The sequence below is a fragment of the Flavobacterium sp. HTF genome, from assembly GCF_003105115.1.
Lineage (GTDB): Bacteria > Bacteroidota > Bacteroidia > Flavobacteriales > Flavobacteriaceae > Flavobacterium.
Genome location: NZ_QETH01000035.1, coordinates 1 through 16,670 on the forward strand (window position 1 = coordinate 1; position 16,670 = coordinate 16,670).

Sequence of the window (16,670 nt, forward strand, 5' to 3'; positions counted from 1 at the left end):
ATTAATAATGCATGGATTTGTGCCATGGTTTTATTAATTCCCCATTGAGAACCTAATGCTCCCCAGGTCTGTACGAATTTATTTTTTGCTTCTCTGAATTCCATGATACAAATGTATACAAAAGTTTTTAAACTTTCAAAAATAAATGAAAGTTTATTTTTTAGAAAATGTAAAAATAGATTTTTGGCTTTATCTAAATCTTTTCATATCACAATTTTACTTCTTTATAGCTAAGAATTTTCTCTCTGTGACATTTTTTAATTACAACACTATTATCTGGGATAGTTTTGACATTGAAAATAAAAAAGACCGGCAAAATTGTTTTCAGTATTTGTTTTAAGCTGGATTTTTAGATGAATAGCATAAAATTCCCATACACTATTCTTATAATTTCTGATTTAAAAACAAATGATGATTTCCAGAGTAGATATGATTTTAGAAAAATAAAATCTGCTACAACAGAAATAATAGCTGCGGAAACCGAAAAGCAGAAATAGAGTAGGTTATAAAATTTTAAAAATTATTATCATGGCAATTCAAACAGTTGGAAAATTTAAATTAAATCAGGAAGGTGGATACGTTTGCAGAACAGAATTTGTGTATGTGGATCCAAACGGTCAGCTAAAACATTCTTCTCAGACAGATAACGAACTTTTAGGACAATCTTATACAACAGATCCTGGTAGTCTTGGTGTACCGGATGGTTCTATGCTTTGGATGAAAATATGGGTTATGGCTGGATATGATAATCAGGCATCTCAGGCATTTATTTACCAGTCAGGTAATTCGGCGGTTGCAGAATATACCTCTTCAGGTACAACATTAGCAAATCATTTATCTCTTGACGGAGTAAATTAAACCATTTAAACTTTTAAAAAACACTGATAACTATTTTAAGTTATCAGTGTTTCTTTTTTAATCGGACTTTTTTTATTGAAGGAATCTCAACAAACTAAAATTATTTTTCATGACATTTTTTTCCGCTTTCATAACATGGAATTCCCGTCTTATGACATTTTTTTACTTAAAACTATACATCTGATCTAGTTTTGATAAAGAAAAAGACACTCTAAAGCAGAGAAAAAATAAAGCTAAGATCATGGAAAATTTATCAGAAGGCACAATCGGGGATTTAGGAACGCCAGGTGCGCCAGTAGCAAGATTTAGTTTAGTAGTAATGCCATCAAAAAATGCCGTATCGGGCAGAGTTTTAATTCAGCAGTCACTGAATAAAACTGATAGCGATATAGAAATCAAGGTTGAAGGCAAAATACATGCTACGGGATTTGGCAATTTCACAAAAGTGGTGAGTCTGCACGGGCAATACGACCAGTCTTTTTCTTCTGATACATTTGGGGCTTTCTTAGCCGATTTTGATGCGCATTTTGTTGTTGATGATGAATGGAACGGAACGGGAGGATTTTCCTTTTATAAAAACCAGATTGAAAATGTACCAGTTGAGGCGATAAAAAAATTAAAAGAGGAATTGGTATAGAGTAAAACTCTAAAAACAATTTATCAAAGGGATATTAAATATGTGCAATATTCCTGGCTCATATCTAATTTTTTGTTGAAGACCGCCCGGCCAAGGCGGTCTTTTTTTAGTATCGGTAAACCTGAAATTTAATATTCCAAACCTAATTAATACTTAACATCTGTACTTATGAATGATTTGATTCCGGAAACCAGAAGTTGCTGTTGTTCTGCCAAAGAACAAAAACAGACTGAAGTAAAACCAATATCCAGGACCCGTAAAACACTTAGGGCTATCCCATCAATGTTATTGAGTGTTTTTATCGCTTTTTTTCCTAAATGCCCGGTTTGCTGGGCGGTTTATATGAGCATGTTTGGGAGCCTTGGTCTGGCGCGTTTGCCTTATATGGGATGGCTACTTCCTGTATTGCTGTTTTTTCTTGCCCTTCATTTATTTATGATTTACAAAAAATCGGCATCTGATAGTTATGCACCCTTTGTGCTGAGCCTGACCGGAGCTGTTATAATTGTTGTAGCGAGATTTTCTTTTAATAACGAAAAATGGCTGCTTATAACGGGTATGATCTGTCTTATTTCAGGATCATTATTAAGTCAGTTTCCGGCTATCCGGCTTCACTTATTTACACCAAAACACGATAACCTCAAAAATATATAATTATGTCTGTTACACAATTAAAAGTTAGAAAATCAATTTCGGTAATACAAAGAGATTACGAAAACGGAAATAAAAAAGAACTGGAAGATTTAATGCGCGCATGGAAAGGAATAAAAGAACTTCCGGCCGATGATCCCCATTCTTTTTTTAAGTTGGGCGGTTTTCATGGAGAGCCTTTCAGAGGCGCCGGATGGGGCAGCTCTGCGTATTGGGGAGGATATTGCAATCACGGAAATGTATTGTTTCCGACCTGGCACCGTATTTATATTTTAAAAATCGAAGAAGCACTGCAAAGTATAAAAGGATGCGAAACCGTAATGCTGCCTTATTGGGATGAAACGGATGAAGAATCATTGCAAAAAGGTATTCCGTCTTGTTTAACAGATGAGTTTTTTGAACTGGATGGAAAAAAAATAGCAAATCCGCTGCGTTCTTTCGTCTTTCCAAAAAATATTGTCGATAATGTTCAGGGAGATAATAATCTTTATAATAAACCAAAAGGGTATGAAACGGTTCGTTATCCATTATCCGGTTTGGTAGGATCAGACGAAGACAGAAAAAATACGGCAAAGCATAATGCGCAATTTCCGGATTATAATAACAATGTAAAAATACTGAACAACAATATTTTAAATTGGCTTAATTCGTATATCATCGTTAAAAAGAAGAAAATTGAAACGAATGTAAATCAAAAGTTTAAAGACTGTCTGGAAGCACCTAATTACACTGTATTTTCAAACACTACTTCTGCTTCTGAATGGAATATAAACTTAGAAGAAGGCAGTCTTCCGGTGGTATCCCTGGAATCTCCTCACAATAGTATTCATCTTGCTGTAGGGGGCTGCGATTTGCCTACCTATGATCGTTCGCCTATTCCAGGTGCAAATGGAGATATGGGAGAAAATGATACGGCAGGATTAGATCCTATTTTTTACTTCCATCATTGTAATATTGACCGCGTATTCTGGATTTGGCAGAAAAAACATGGTTTTACGGATCATCTTGAAATTTTTCCGGAATATCCGGGTACAAATACAGTTGATAATCAGGGGCCAACTCCTGGAATGGCGCCTAATTCATGGCTTGATTTAGAAAGTCCGCTTAATCCGTTTAAAATAACAGAAAAAGGGAAGGAGAGACCGTATAATTCTTTGGACTGCATTAACATCGAAAAACAACTCGGGATAACGTACAGCAAAGGGTCACTGGATCAGTTTTCTGAAGCAAAACTTTTAAAAGCAGAAAATGAAGATGCAAAAGTGATTAAAGTATCCAGAATTAATAAGGCTCCCATAAGAGGCTCTTTTATGATTTCTGCTTTTGCTACAATCGAAGGAAAAAAACAGCATTTAGGAACAGAAGCTGTCCTGAGCCGCTGGAACTCCCAATATTGTGCGAACTGTCAGACGCATCTCGAAGTAAAAGCATTTTTTAAATTACCGGTTCTGGAGGAAACTTCAAAAGATGCTTTAAAGGCATCTTTGAATAGTGTAGAAATAGAAATACACGGACGTGACGGTGTTTTAGGAGGAAGTGATAATGAGAATAATGATGGAAATCTTAAGAAAGCAGCAGTATTAAAAAGCGGAAAACCACCGATAACTTTCCATGTAGAGATTGTATAACATCTACTATTTAAAATCAAATAATTCATTTAGATAAATAAAACCCAAAAACAACCCTATCATGAAAAAATTGAATATAAAAACCACAGCTCTGCTTATGGGAGCTTTAATAATTATCTTTTTGGGATGCAAAAAGAATGATTTATTAGCGACAGCAGATTCAGAATACCTTCCACAGGATGTAAAACAATCCTGTACCGTTTCTGAAACAGAATTTAATTCCTGGTTCAAATCAGGAAAAGTAACCGAGAACGGATTAGTGGAACCCGCGAACAGTGTTACCTTTCCTCATAATAACAATTGTGATTTCTACAAATGGTCCCAACAAATGTTTTTATGGATTACTTCGCCGGCTTCAGGCGAGTATGGAAATAAGGGAACCATCTTAGAATCTCCGGTATTTTATAATGTTTCCCCTCAGGATCCGATTACTAAAAAGCGAACACTGGAAGCTCATAAACCTAATGTTTTGCTTCGTGCTACCGGAAGTATCACTCAGGATGGACCGAACAGACTTCCTGTTATTATAGATAAATCCGGAAAAATGTTTGAGGTTGAAGCTCAAAAAAGTGATGAGAAAGTTAAAAATGAAGCAAACAAACTGGTTCAGGTTGGTCGCGTAGCAGCAAATGCAAACGGGGTGCATACTTTTTTTGATGTAAAAGGAACAATTATCAAAAGCCCAAAACCAGTTATTGAAAGCGAAATTAATCCGTCAGAAGTTGTACAGGAATTCAAAGTAGGTAAGAAATCTATCTTTCTGGATTCCAAAGGAAATGAGGTTCAGTCAGAACAAGGACAGGCAGGATCAGACGGAGTTTTAATGGGAGAAAATAAATCCCTGGTATATTATATTACAATGGTTAATGATGTATATGCATACTTTTTAACCGGAGTAAATGAAGGTAAATTAAACGGAAATCAATTTCCTACTACCGCAAGTGCCAGAGACAGCATTGTTGCCTATGCAAAAACAAAAGGATGGGCTGCTCCGCCTGACCCTAATGCGCTGGCAATGGAATTAAAAACTTCCTGGGTTGAGGTTACAGATCTTCCAAATGCCAATACTTATGTTACGATCAAAGCCATAATTCCGACTTATGATAAATCGAACCCAAATAAATGGGTAGAAAACGGGCAGCGAACTGCAAAACTGGCTTTAGTTGGAATGCACATTGTAGGAAGTGTGGCCGGACATCCCGAAATGATCTGGGCAACATACGAGCATGAAAAAAATTCTCCAAATACAGCATACTCTTATGTAGATAAAAATAATAATGTCAAACATGTTCCGGCAGATACAGGAAAAGGATGGCTTTTTAATGCGAATGCCAATGATACAACCGGAGCGCAGAACATTCAGAATATGACGGTAAGCGGAGATACGATTTTGATTAAAAATCCGTCACTGTTGAGCCCGACTGCCCGAAGAATTATGGCGTGGGGAGTTGCTTCAAATACGGTTCCGAACGGAGAAGATAAAACTCCTGCAGATTCGAACAGCGAAGTAATTTCTATAAATAATGACATTCGCAATATGCTGGTAGGTAACGATGTGAGAAAAAATTATTTACTAATAGGCGCAACCTGGACTTTTGGTGGTGCGGGACCAAATGGAAACGTTTATCCTTATGGAGCAGTTAATGATTCGATTCCTCATGGTGATGCAATTGGAACAGGCCAATTGTCAAATAGTACAATGGAAACTTATGTTCAGTCTTCATCATCAGCCTCTACAGAACAAACTGCCATTTCGTGTTTCTCATGTCACAATAATAATAATGGTGTGAAACCAGGAGATTTGAGCCACGTTTTTGAAGACATTATATCTTTGCCTCCAAATACACAAACCAAGAGAATTTTAAAATAATAATTAGAAAATTGTTAATGAAAAAAATCCAGAACTTATTCTTAAGTCCTGGATTTTTTAATTGATGTCAAAATGTTGCCTGTTTTCAGAATAATAAAGTTATGTTAATTCAACAGCTGAAATTTTATATTAAGTATTGGAAAGATATTTTTGTAAAAATCACATTTTATGGAATTATACTACACCTTTTCAATACTAATTGTATTGGCTTCTTTCTTCGCCTATTTAAATTTAAGATTTTTAAAATTGCCCGGAACTATCGGAATCATGATTATTGCCATGTTGGTTTCAGTAGGTATTCGTCTTCTGGGTGATTCTTATTTTCCTGCAACTACAAAACATTTTTTTGAATTAATAAAGGAATTTGATTTCAATGAAATCTTAATGGGAGCAATGCTGAACTTTCTTTTGTTCGCGGGTGCCCTGCATGTGAATATGGCAGATTTAAAGGAGCAAAAAGTTCCAATTATGATTTATTCTACAGTCAGTGTGGTATTGTCAGCATTGATTATTTCACTGTTGTTTTATTATATCGTCCCTTTTTTCGGAATTAATATTCCTTACATCTATTGTTTGGTTTTCGGAACATTAATTTCTCCAACCGATCCGATTGTAGTGTTAGGAGTTTTGAAACAGGCTAAAGTCCCTAAAAGAATAGAAACCAAAATCGTTGGCGAATCGTTGTTTAATGATGGGGTAGCGGTAGTAATGTTTGCTGTTGTGCTGAAAATGGCAACTGACCCGACATTTGACATGAGTTTTGGTTCAATTGCCTGGCTTTTTGCCAAAGAAGGAATAGGTGGACTTTTATTAGGAGCTATTTTAGGATTTTCAGCATCAAACGTTATGAAGAAAATTGACGATTATAAAGTTTCCGTACTGATAACACTTTCTATCGTAATGGGAGGATTTTTAATTGCCCAGAGTCTGCACGTTTCAAGTCCATTGGCTATGGTTGTTGCCGGATTGATTATTGGGAACTACGGTAAAAAAGTCGCTATGAGCGAAGTGACCAAAGATTATTTAGAGAAGTTTTGGGAACTTGTCGATGAAATATTAAATGCTATTTTATTCTTATTTATTGGCTTCGAATTATTATTGCTGCCCGATTTAAACAAACAATTGGTAACTGGTTTTGTGGCTATTTTTATAGTATTATTTTCCAGAATTGCCTCTATCGTTTTACCATGGAAATTCTTTGATATATTTAAATTTTTCGGGATTAAATCGGCATATAATAAAGGTTCCCTGATGGTTTTGGTCTGGGGCGGAATCCGTGGCGGAGTTTCTATTGCACTGGTACTTTCTATGCCGGAAGGAGAATATAAAAACCTGTTGCTGGAAGTAACGTATATTGTCGTTCTATTTTCAATCGTTGTTCAGGGACTTACTGTTGGAAAACTGGCAAAAAAAGTTTTAGAGAAAGAATAAAGATTTTACTTTTAGATTATTTAAAAAAACCTGCAGGATATTCCTGCAGGTTTTTTTATCTTTTATCTTCTTTAGAATAATTTGATTCTCCATGAATATTGATTTCATTGCCTAAGAAACGAGGTTCACGATTTCGTAACACATCAAAAAAAGATTTGAAAATGGAGCCATATTCTCTGAAACAAACATAATTATATCCCAAATACTCCCCATTATTAGCAGAGAAACCAACTGATTTTACACCTAGTTTATTTCCGATATAAATCGCACGGTTCAGATGGTATTTCTGAGAAATTAAAGTGGCTCGTTTAATTTTGAAAATATGTTTCGCACGATACATGGTTGAATAAGTATCGAAACCGGCATAATCAACAAATATTTTGCTAGTGTCAACGCCATGCGTATAACAGTAATTTTTCATAACCGTTAATTCATCATATTCGTCACGTCCATTATCACCGGAAAGCAAAATTTTATTGATGCGTTTCATTTTGTATAATAAAATCCCGGCGTCAAGACGGTCTTTTAAATATTTACTGGGCTGATTTCCATTAATTCCTGCACCAAAGATAATTCCGACATCATTTTTCAGGAATTTTTTTACCGAATAATAAATGCGGGTTTTGGTTGAAGATTTTACGTAATAATTTACAGAAATAATGGCAATTAGTCCAATGATTATAAGGTAAAGGAAGATTTTTAGATATTTTTTCAAATCGAAATTTATTAAGTTAAAATTGAAAAGCCGTGAAAGATAAGTAAAATAAGTATTAGTATTTTAATCTAAATGAATAAAAAAACAGAGTTTTTTAGACAAAGTATTATTGGTAATAAGTTATTTTTCTATGTGTTTCACTAATCTTATTTCCATTTTCGAATTGTTCCTCAATAATCCAATTCCCAAATTTATCGTAAGTTAGTTTTCGGAAGTAGCTTATTTTATTGTTATCAAATCTTTTTAACCAGTTTCCATATTTATCTAATTCATATTTATAAATGACCTTACTTTTTGCTTTCTTGAAAAAATAAACCATTTTATAAAGAGAATAATCTTCATTGTAAAAATATGTTATCGTTTCTATCGGATTGTTTTCAAAAATTGGGAGAATTACACCGTCATTTTTGTTTACTGATTTATAAAAAATTGCCTCATTATTTGATTTTTTATTGGTAATTATTGTATCGTTATTGTACTTAAAATCTAAAATGAAATTTGGAGACTTTTTATGATTTGCTATGAAATTTTTTTCATTTTCGATTTGTTCTAAATGTTGTAGTCTACCTAAATTATCCCATTTATAAAATCGTGTATCCATACGAGAATTTACACGTATTAATTGATTTTTGTCATAGATATTGAAATAATACATATTAAGACTATCTTTAATAACAGTATTTATAGACTTAACTTTAAAGTCGTTATCCAACAAATAAGTGATTGTTTTATTGCCGTTTTCAGGATCTGAATATTCAATTATTTTTGCAAGACTATCAATTTTAATTTTCTTATCTACGGGTCTTAAGTCAAAGGTAAAACCTTTACCAAATTCAATTTTTGTATAAAGTAATTTACGCTCATTATTATATAATTCAATTTTCCTTAACCCTCCTTTTAAATCATAATAACTTATTCTGAAATCATTGAGTGTTAATGTGTTTTTTTTATCTGCAATTTCATAAATGAATTTTTCGTATTGAATTTTATGGATTTTACCATATAGATAATTGTCAAAATTTAAATGATTAATTTCTTCATTACTTTCAAAAGTGATATTATACTTTTTTCGGTTTTTGTTTTCTTGAGAAAATCCATATAAAGTCAATAGAAAAAAAAGTGTAGTAAAAAGTTTTAGCATTATTCTTTTAATTTGTAACTAATTTGAGATATGATTTTTTTGTTAAAGAATCAAACCTAATAAATATTTATTGTTTAAATATACTTTATAAAACTTTATATGAAAATTTTAGATTTTATCTAATAAAAAACCGAAGCGTTTCTGCTTCGGTTTTAATCTAAAATCTTATATCTGAAATCTAAATTTATAGTAATCCCGCTCTTTTCAATAAAGCTTCCGGTTTTGGTTCCTGTCCTCTGAAACGTTTGTACAAAGTCATCGGATGTTCTGTTCCTCCTTTTGAAAGTACGTTGTCTTTGAATTTCTTTGCTACTTCTTCGTTAAAAATTCCTTTTTCCTGGAAAAATTCAAAAGCATCCGCATCCAGAACTTCAGCCCATTTGTAACTGTAATAACCAGAAGAATAACCGCCTTGGAAAATGTGTGAAAACGCCGTACTCATGGCATTTTCTTTTACATCCGGATACAATTGAGTATTAGCAAATTGCTCTGTTTCGAAAGTTTTCAGATTTGTAATGTTCGTTGGATCTTGTCCGTGCCATGCCATATCTAACAATCCAAAACTTAGCTGGCGTAACGTAGCCAAACCTTCCTGAAAACTGGCACTTTCTTTAATTTTCTGAACATATTCTATCGGAATAATTTCTCCCGTTTCATAATGATTTGCAAACAAAGCCAAAGCCTCCGGTTCGTAACACCAGTTTTCCATAATCTGACTTGGTAATTCTACAAAATCCCAGAAAACAGAAGTTCCGGATAAACTCGGATATGTGGTGTTCGCTAACATTCCGTGTAAACCGTGACCAAATTCATGGAATAAAGTAGTCACTTCATTAAAAGTCAATAATGAAGGTTTTGTTTCAGTTGGTTTTGTAAAATTACAAACGTTTGAAATATGTGGTCTTTCGTTTACGCCGTCTTTTACATATTGTGATTTGAATGAAGTCATCCATGCACCGTTTCTTTTTCCTTTTCTTGGAAAGAAATCAGCGTAAAAAATAGAAACTAAATTGTTTTCAGCATCTCTCACTTCATAAGTAGTAACTTCTTCATGGTATTTATCAATGTCAAAAACTTCCGTAAAAGTTAATCCGTATAGTTTTTTTGCAACAGTAAATGCTCCGTCTAAAACTTTTTCCAGCTGAAAATAAGGCTTTAGTTTTTCATCGTCTAAATTAAAAAGCTGCTGTTTTAATTTCTCTGAATAATAAGCACCGTCCCATTTCTCAAGTTGTTCTATTCCGTCTAATTTTTTAGCGAAAGCGGTTAATTCTGCAAATTCTTTTTGTGCTGCAGGTTTCGCTTTTGCCAGTAAATCATTTAAAAAAGTAAAAACTTTATCCGGGCTTTCGGCCATTCTTTCTTCCAGAACAAAATGAGCGTGTGTTTTATAACCTAATAAATTGGCTCTTTCGAAACGTAATTTGGCTATTTTGAGTACATTTTCCTGATTGTCAAATTCGTTATTCTGAAAAGCTTTTGCGCCAAAAGCAATTGCCATTTTTTTGCGTAATTCACGATTATCCGCATAAGTCAAAAACGGAATATAACTTGGATGGTCCAAAGTAAAAATCCAGCCTTCTTTTTCCTGACTTTTGGCCAATAACCTTGCAGCTTCAATAGTTCCTTCAGGTAAACCTGCCAAATCGCTCTCGTTTGTTAAATGTAATTCGAAAGCATTTGTTTCTGCCAGAACATTTTCTCCAAATTGTAAACTCAGTTTTGATAATTCTTTGTCAATTTCGCGTAGACGGTCTTTTTTGTCTTCAGCAAGATTGGCTCCGTTTCTGGAGAAACTTTTGTATTTTTTGTCTAAAAGCGTAGTTTGTTCCGGATTCAGGTTCAGACTTTCTTTTTGATTGTAAACCGCTTTTATTTTAGAAAATAATTCAGCGTTAAGCGTAATGTCATTTCCGAATTCTGCCAATAAAGGCGAAACTTCCTGAGCGATTTTTTGCATTTCGTCATTGGTTTCAGCCGAATTTAAATTGAAGAAAATACTTGAAAGACGGTCCAGAATATCACCAGCATATTCCATTGCCAGAATAGTGTTCTCAAAAGTCGGTGTTTCCGGATTATTTACGATTGTATCAATTTCTGCTTTTGCCAAAGCAATCCCTTCCTGAAAAGCAGGAAAATAATCTTCGATTTTAATTTGCGAAAAAGGCGCTGTATTATGTTTGGTAGTAAATTTTGAAAGTAAAACACTCATTATAATATAATTATTTTATTTATTGAAGTCGAAATTTTTTGAATTCCAAAGATAGCAATTTATAAAAAATCAAGCCACCTAAACAAGATGGATTCTCGACAAAAAATCTGAGACGAAATGTGTTATAGATATGTTATTTTTTTCGTTTAGCGGTTTTAAAAGCGTAAATTGAGAAAATGCGATTAGAATTATAAAATGCTAATCATAATTTAAAAAGAAAATAATGAATAATCAAGTTGTAATAAAGAATATTGATACAGTGAATGAAGTAGAAGGATATTGGTCTGATGAAGATTTTATTCAGTTATTAGAAAAATTCAACTATCCGGACGGAGCAACCGCAGAAAAGAGTAGTTTGCCCGAACTATTAGAAATGGCTATTTCTGATTATGAGCCTAATGAAGCAGCAGAAATCGTATTGAAATACAAATTGGGAGATCAATTAGGCGATGGACAAATTGAGCAAATAGCAAACAATATGTTAATTGATAAGGTTTGTGAAGAATATCCCGTAATTGGAATGCAGGGAACGCTGTTTCATGTGAATCAATTGCTTTTTAAAGCCTACAATGGTAAATTTCCAAATGCAAAAGCATCTGTTGTGCATTTTTCGATAACACCAACTGATAGTGAAGTACAAAAGTTAACAGCCGAAAACGTGCTGAAATTACTGAATAACGGATTGTCTGACAGAAATCTTATTAAGAGATTGTTTGAGAATCAAATGTCTCAAAATATTCCATTTCCAGAAGCGGAAGGTATTGTTTGGGAATTGACAACAGCAGATGATATCAATTATAATCTGGTTACTTCGGAAAATTGGATAAATAAGGAAGATATAACGGAATATGAATTTGAATCTGTTTTGGAAGAAATTGAAAATGAAGCTTAATTTCTGGCAATAAAATAGTATAAAATAAAAAAGGCTTCGCGTAATGTGAAGCCTTTTTATTTATGTGTGTTTTTATTTCTTCAAACCTTCAGCCGCTTTATTAACCGCTGCTTTTAATTCTTCTTTATAAGAAATAATTGTATCTAAAACTTTTTTATCGTGGCTTCCGATGATTTGCGCTGCTAAAATACCGGCGTTTTTTGCTCCGTTTAGGGCAACTGTTGCAACAGGAACGCCACCCGGCATCTGAAGGATTGATAAAACAGAATCCCAGCCATCAATAGAATTGCTTGATTTTACCGGAACTCCAATTACAGGAAGAGGAGACATTGAAGCCACCATTCCTGGTAAATGTGCCGCACCGCCAGCTCCGGCAATAATTACCGAAATGCCGCGATTGTGTGCATTTTTGCTGAAATCGAATAATTTTTCCGGCGTTCTGTGTGCCGAAACGATATCTACTTCAACTTCTACATTAAATTGTTTTAATATGTCGATTGCATCCTGCATCACTGGCATGTCTGAGATGCTTCCCATTATTATGGCTACTTTGCTCATGGTTTTATTTTTGTTGTGTTTTGTTTCAGGTTTAAAGTTTCAGGTTTTTGGAAACTGTAATAAACTACGACTAATCACTAATTACTCTAATAGTATTCTTAACATCCTCTGCAATTCGTCTTGCTTCCTGCATATCTTCATTTACAATGGTTACGTGACCCATTTTTCTGAAAGGACGGGTTTGTTTTTTACCGTAAATATGAGGAGTAACACCATTCCAGCCTAAGATGGTTTCGATGTTTTCGTAAACTACGTCACCGGAAAAACCTTCTGCACCAACTAAATTTACCATAACTCCGGCAACTTTACTGTCTGTATTTCCTAACGGAAGATCTAAGATAGCGCGTAAATGATTTTCGAATTGTGAAGTATAACTGGCTTCTATAGAATAATGTCCTGAATTGTGCGGGCGGGGTGCCACTTCATTTACCAAAATTTCATCTTCATTGGTCTGAAACATTTCGACTGCCAAAAGTCCAACATGATTGAATTTTTCAGAAACATTCAAAGCAATTGCTCTGGCTTTTTCTGCTACTTTTTCATCTATCCTTGCCGGGCAGATTACATATTCAACCTGATTGGCTTCCGGGTGAAACTCCATTTCAACGACCGGATATGTTTTAATTTCTCCGGATGGATTTCTTACCACAATAACCGCCAATTCATTTTTGAACGGAACCATTGTTTCTGCAATACATTCCACATTTGGAAGATCATCCAGATCAGAAATCTGACGAATTACTTTTACACCGTTTCCGTCATAACCAAATTCGGTACACTTCCATACAAACGGAATCGTGATTTCATTATCCCCAACAGATTTTGACAAATGCTCGTGATTATCAAATCGCAAGTAAGCAGCTGTCGGAATATTACTTTCGGTATAAAAATCTTTTTGAGTTCCTTTATTCTGAATTCCTCTTAAGGTTTTTGGAGACGGATATACTTTTAAGCCTTCATTTTCTAATTGTGTTAAAGCTTCAAGATTAACCAATTCAATTTCGAAAGTTAAAACATCGACTTGTTTTCCGAAGTTGTAAACCGTTTCGTAATCCATCAAATCACCTTTGAAGAATTTATTGCAGGCAATTTTACTGGGTGCTTCGTCACTCGGATCTAAAACATACGTTTGTATATCAAATTTTCGGGTGTCAGACAATAACATTTTGCCTAATTGTCCGCCGCCCAGAATTCCTAATTTAAAATCAGAAGAAAAATAATTCATTTTGTGTTGTGTTTTTGCAAAGATACCTTTTAATCTTTTTTAGCCAAAATTTAGTTTTTTGTCAGAGATAAAAAGGATTCGTGGCAAACAAAAATTATTTTATTTTTTTCAAAACTTCTTTGGCTACGGCTTTGTAAGCAGCCGAATGATCTCCGTAATCTTTGTCGATAATCACTTTAAGTTCAGGATGAATCCAGTCATAATGGTTTCCTAAAATATATAAAGTTCTTATAGAATAGGCTTTTGTAGCTACTTTGACATCATTTATCAGCCAGTCAAAAGAAGTTTCGATACAGTTTTGTAAATTTTCTTCTGTTAAGGAAACACTGTTTTCATCTTTTTTATAATGTGACTTTATTAAAAGCTGAACCACTTTTGCAATGGGACGGATGGCGCTTTCGTCTTTTAGGATTTTAAGATTTGAACAGAAAAAATCAAGGTGTGGCTGAAGCCAGTTTAATTCTTCGTAGCAGACAAATTCCAGAATCCAGCAAGCCTTATGATTGTTTTTGTTTAAAGGCAAAAAACAAACCGAAACCAATTCATCAAACAGAGATCTGTTTTCTAAAATTTCCTGCGCGACTTTAAGGCGATTTTCTCTATACGCATTTACATAGTCTAGTTTTGAATGAAGTTCAGAACACATTCTTTTTGGTTTTGATTTTGTATACAGCATCTAAAATAAATAATTTAATGAAACAGTACCATAATAATTTACAGGAAGACCCGGATAATAATATCTTGGAGATGCATTCCCGACTGCAACTGCATTTGGTAAAATTAGTGTAGCATACTTTTCATTTGTTACATTATTTACTCCGACAGCAAAATGCGTGTTTAATTGAGGAAGGATTTCAAAACGATAACCTGTTTTTAAATTTATAAGGGAATAAGAATCTGAATAGGCTGAATTGGCATCGTTTAGCGGAATTTCATCTACAAATTGGTAATCTGCAGAAAGATAAATTCCCAAACGGGTATTTAGAAGTAATCCGGCGTTTGCTTTGTTTGCTGCAACTCCTGTTAATTTATTTCCTGAGTAATCATTTCCGTTATCCACAAACTCCTTAAATTCATAATTTCCAAAAGAACCGGAAATATAGGAACTCAAAGTTAAAAATGAGTCAATTGGCCAATTGTGGTTTATTGAGATTTCGATTCCTTCATGAAATGTTTTGCCGGCGTTTATCCCTACATATTGATCATCACCCACCCTTTTGGCTACCAATAAATCTTTAATTTCCATTCGATAAATACTGAATTGTGTATAAAGGTTTTTGTTGAAAAAGTATAGTTTTCCTCCAGCCTCAAAATTATAACCATTTTCGGGTTTTATATCAGGATTAATAGTTCCGTCGCTTGTGAGTGTTTCTTCTGTTGCCGGTAATGAGAATCCGCGGCTGGCAGAAAAATAGATCGTTTGCTGCGGGTTTGGTTTGTATAACAAAGATAATTGAGGTGAAAAAATACCATCATAACTGTATTGCTGAGTATAATTAAGATTGTAATTTTCTAATTCAAATTTTGTTTTGTTGTAATTTATCCCGGCCTGAATCTCAAATTGTTTAGAGAGTAAAGTTCTGATTTGTGAAAAAATATTATAAAAATTCCTTTTCTGACCACTTTCCGTTAATTGATTTCCCTGTAGACTTCCCTGACCATTATTTTGCTGATATAAGTTTTCGAACGTATTACCTTTATAATGATCTGAAAAATATTCTATTCCGGCAATAAATTGATTTTCAGTTTCCTTAATTTTAAATTTACCCGAAAACTGAGTTCGTGCTCCGGCAGAAAAAGTGTATTGGCGAAGAATATCAAAAGGTCGCGGTTCGTTGCTGTCTTTGTAATTAATAAATACGGAAGTCGAATTATCCAGATTTTCATTAATCTTAAAATCATAAGCCAATCCGGCAAGTGTCGATTTATATTCTTTATAACCTTTTGCTGCAACCCAGGTCGGCGCACCCGATTTGGGACTGTTTTCAAACATGGTTTTATTAATTGAACTCGGAATATAAGATTTCAGGTAAGTATAATTTGAAAGATAAGTCAGTTTGCTGTTTTTCTTTCTAAATAATTCGCCGGCAAGTGTAATGCCTTCACGGTTGTAGTCGCTGTTTTCCCTCCAGCCATTTGTTTCCATTTTGTGGTAATTCAGGTTGAGACTTCCTGTTTTTTCGTTCAAACTATAATTCAGTGTGTTTTTTAATAATCCGAAAGAACCAACCACAGTACTTATTCCGCCGCTTTGCCCGTTTGTCTTTGAAAGTTGAGGTGAAATTAAAATAGCACCGCCCAATCCGGCTCCATAAACACTCGAAAGCGGTCCTTTAATAATTTCAATCTGGCTCAGGTTTTCCAAATCAATATCGTCAATAACAGTTTCGCTGTTTCCTGAGGTCAAAGGAATACTGCCATAAAAAGCCCTGATTTTATTGGTTCCATATGGTGTCCTTGCCCCAATACCACGGATCGAAATCCGGCTTGTGGTAAAGTTTGCAGACTGCATAAAAACCCCCGGAATCGTATTGATTACGGTACTGATGTCTGTAGTATTGTTTTGTAAAAGTTGTTTTTTGGATAAAAGCCCAATAGAAGCAGGCGTATTTTGAATATCCTGATTGATGTGAAAGGAGCTGATTACAACTTCCTGGAGCTTTTCTGTTTTAGAAGAGTCAATAGTTTTGCTCTCTTTATTTTGCGCCTGAACAGTCTGAAAAAGAATCAGTAGAAAATAAGGAAAACAATATTTTTTTAAAGCCATAAAATTGTTGGACATAATTTTTAACACACAGAAACATAGAATTCGGAGAGGCAAAAAAGGTGTTTCACTAGGTTTTTATATTAAA

The 16,670-nt window shown here is 34.1% G+C and carries 14 protein-coding genes and 1 pseudogene; 7 read left to right on the plus strand and 8 right to left on the minus strand.

Going from position 1 to position 16,670, the window contains the following annotated elements:
- Positions 1 to 104 (minus strand): annotated as a pseudogene (locus tag DCO46_RS23230) (transcriptional regulator); the annotation flags it as partial.
- A gap of 424 nt (positions 105 to 528) precedes the next feature.
- On the opposite strand from DCO46_RS23230, the gene DCO46_RS12140 reads away from it, so the two are divergent.
- The 6 genes from DCO46_RS12140 to DCO46_RS12165 all read left to right on the plus strand — a co-directional run bounded on the left by DCO46_RS12140 (position 529) and on the right by DCO46_RS12165 (position 7,075).
- Positions 529 to 858 carry a hypothetical protein gene (locus DCO46_RS12140; RefSeq protein WP_116752799.1) on the plus strand — a complete coding sequence of 110 codons (330 nt, stop codon included), beginning with the start codon at positions 529 to 531 and terminating at the stop codon, positions 856 to 858.
- 241 nt (positions 859 to 1,099) lie between these two features.
- On the plus strand, positions 1,100 to 1,495 hold the full coding sequence (locus tag DCO46_RS12145; RefSeq protein WP_116752800.1) for a DUF1842 domain-containing protein: 396 nt from the start codon (positions 1,100 to 1,102) through the stop codon (positions 1,493 to 1,495).
- Between the two features lie 168 nt (positions 1,496 to 1,663).
- Positions 1,664 to 2,149: a hypothetical protein gene (locus DCO46_RS12150; protein ID WP_116752801.1), complete on the plus strand. Its 486-nt coding sequence runs from the start codon at positions 1,664 to 1,666 to the stop codon at positions 2,147 to 2,149.
- Positions 2,150 to 2,151: 2 nt separating this feature from the next.
- Entirely contained in the window at positions 2,152 to 3,774 is a 1,623-nt protein-coding gene (locus tag DCO46_RS12155; RefSeq protein ID WP_116752802.1) for a tyrosinase family protein, read from the plus strand.
- Positions 3,775 to 3,835: 61 nt separating this feature from the next.
- The gene (locus DCO46_RS12160; RefSeq protein WP_116752803.1) at positions 3,836 to 5,644 is read left to right on the plus strand and encodes a hypothetical protein; all 1,809 of its coding nucleotides are present in this window, start codon (positions 3,836 to 3,838) and stop codon (positions 5,642 to 5,644) included.
- Between the two features lie 168 nt (positions 5,645 to 5,812).
- On the plus strand, positions 5,813 to 7,075 hold the full coding sequence (locus DCO46_RS12165) for a cation:proton antiporter (RefSeq protein WP_116752804.1): 1,263 nt from the start codon (positions 5,813 to 5,815) through the stop codon (positions 7,073 to 7,075).
- Between the two features lie 55 nt (positions 7,076 to 7,130).
- Here the strand turns inward: DCO46_RS12165 and DCO46_RS12170 are convergent, their stop codons facing one another.
- The 3 genes from DCO46_RS12170 to DCO46_RS12180 form a co-directional block, all read right to left on the minus strand.
- The gene (locus DCO46_RS12170; RefSeq protein ID WP_116752805.1) at positions 7,131 to 7,790 is read right to left on the minus strand and encodes a vancomycin high temperature exclusion protein; all 660 of its coding nucleotides are present in this window, start codon (positions 7,788 to 7,790) and stop codon (positions 7,131 to 7,133) included.
- Between the two features lie 106 nt (positions 7,791 to 7,896).
- The gene (locus tag DCO46_RS12175; RefSeq protein WP_124019561.1) at positions 7,897 to 8,931 is read right to left on the minus strand and encodes a hypothetical protein; all 1,035 of its coding nucleotides are present in this window, start codon (positions 8,929 to 8,931) and stop codon (positions 7,897 to 7,899) included.
- Positions 8,932 to 9,115: 184 nt separating this feature from the next.
- Positions 9,116 to 11,143 carry a M3 family metallopeptidase gene (locus DCO46_RS12180; protein ID WP_116752807.1) on the minus strand — a complete coding sequence of 676 codons (2,028 nt, stop codon included), beginning with the start codon at positions 11,141 to 11,143 and terminating at the stop codon, positions 9,116 to 9,118.
- A 223-nt stretch (positions 11,144 to 11,366) separates the two neighbouring features.
- Here DCO46_RS12180 and DCO46_RS12185 point away from each other — a divergent pair, with 223 nt between their 5' ends.
- Positions 11,367 to 12,035, plus strand: a complete 669-nt coding sequence (locus DCO46_RS12185) for a hypothetical protein (RefSeq protein WP_116752808.1) — start codon at positions 11,367 to 11,369, stop codon at positions 12,033 to 12,035.
- Between the two features lie 72 nt (positions 12,036 to 12,107).
- Here DCO46_RS12185 and purE read toward each other — a convergent pair whose 3' ends face one another.
- The 4 genes from purE to DCO46_RS12205 form a co-directional block, all read right to left on the minus strand.
- Positions 12,108 to 12,593 (minus strand): 5-(carboxyamino)imidazole ribonucleotide mutase, encoded by a 486-nt coding sequence (gene purE, locus DCO46_RS12190; RefSeq protein WP_073418297.1) that lies wholly within the window; start codon positions 12,591 to 12,593, stop codon positions 12,108 to 12,110.
- 70 nt (positions 12,594 to 12,663) lie between these two features.
- Positions 12,664 to 13,818, minus strand: a complete 1,155-nt coding sequence (locus DCO46_RS12195) for a 5-(carboxyamino)imidazole ribonucleotide synthase (protein ID WP_116752809.1) — start codon at positions 13,816 to 13,818, stop codon at positions 12,664 to 12,666.
- 94 nt (positions 13,819 to 13,912) lie between these two features.
- Positions 13,913 to 14,464, minus strand: a complete 552-nt coding sequence (locus DCO46_RS12200) for a hypothetical protein (protein WP_116752829.1) — start codon at positions 14,462 to 14,464, stop codon at positions 13,913 to 13,915.
- 30 nt (positions 14,465 to 14,494) lie between these two features.
- Entirely contained in the window at positions 14,495 to 16,600 is a 2,106-nt protein-coding gene (locus DCO46_RS12205; protein ID WP_243416302.1) for a TonB-dependent receptor, read from the minus strand.
- Between the last annotated feature and the right edge of the window lie 70 nt (positions 16,601 to 16,670).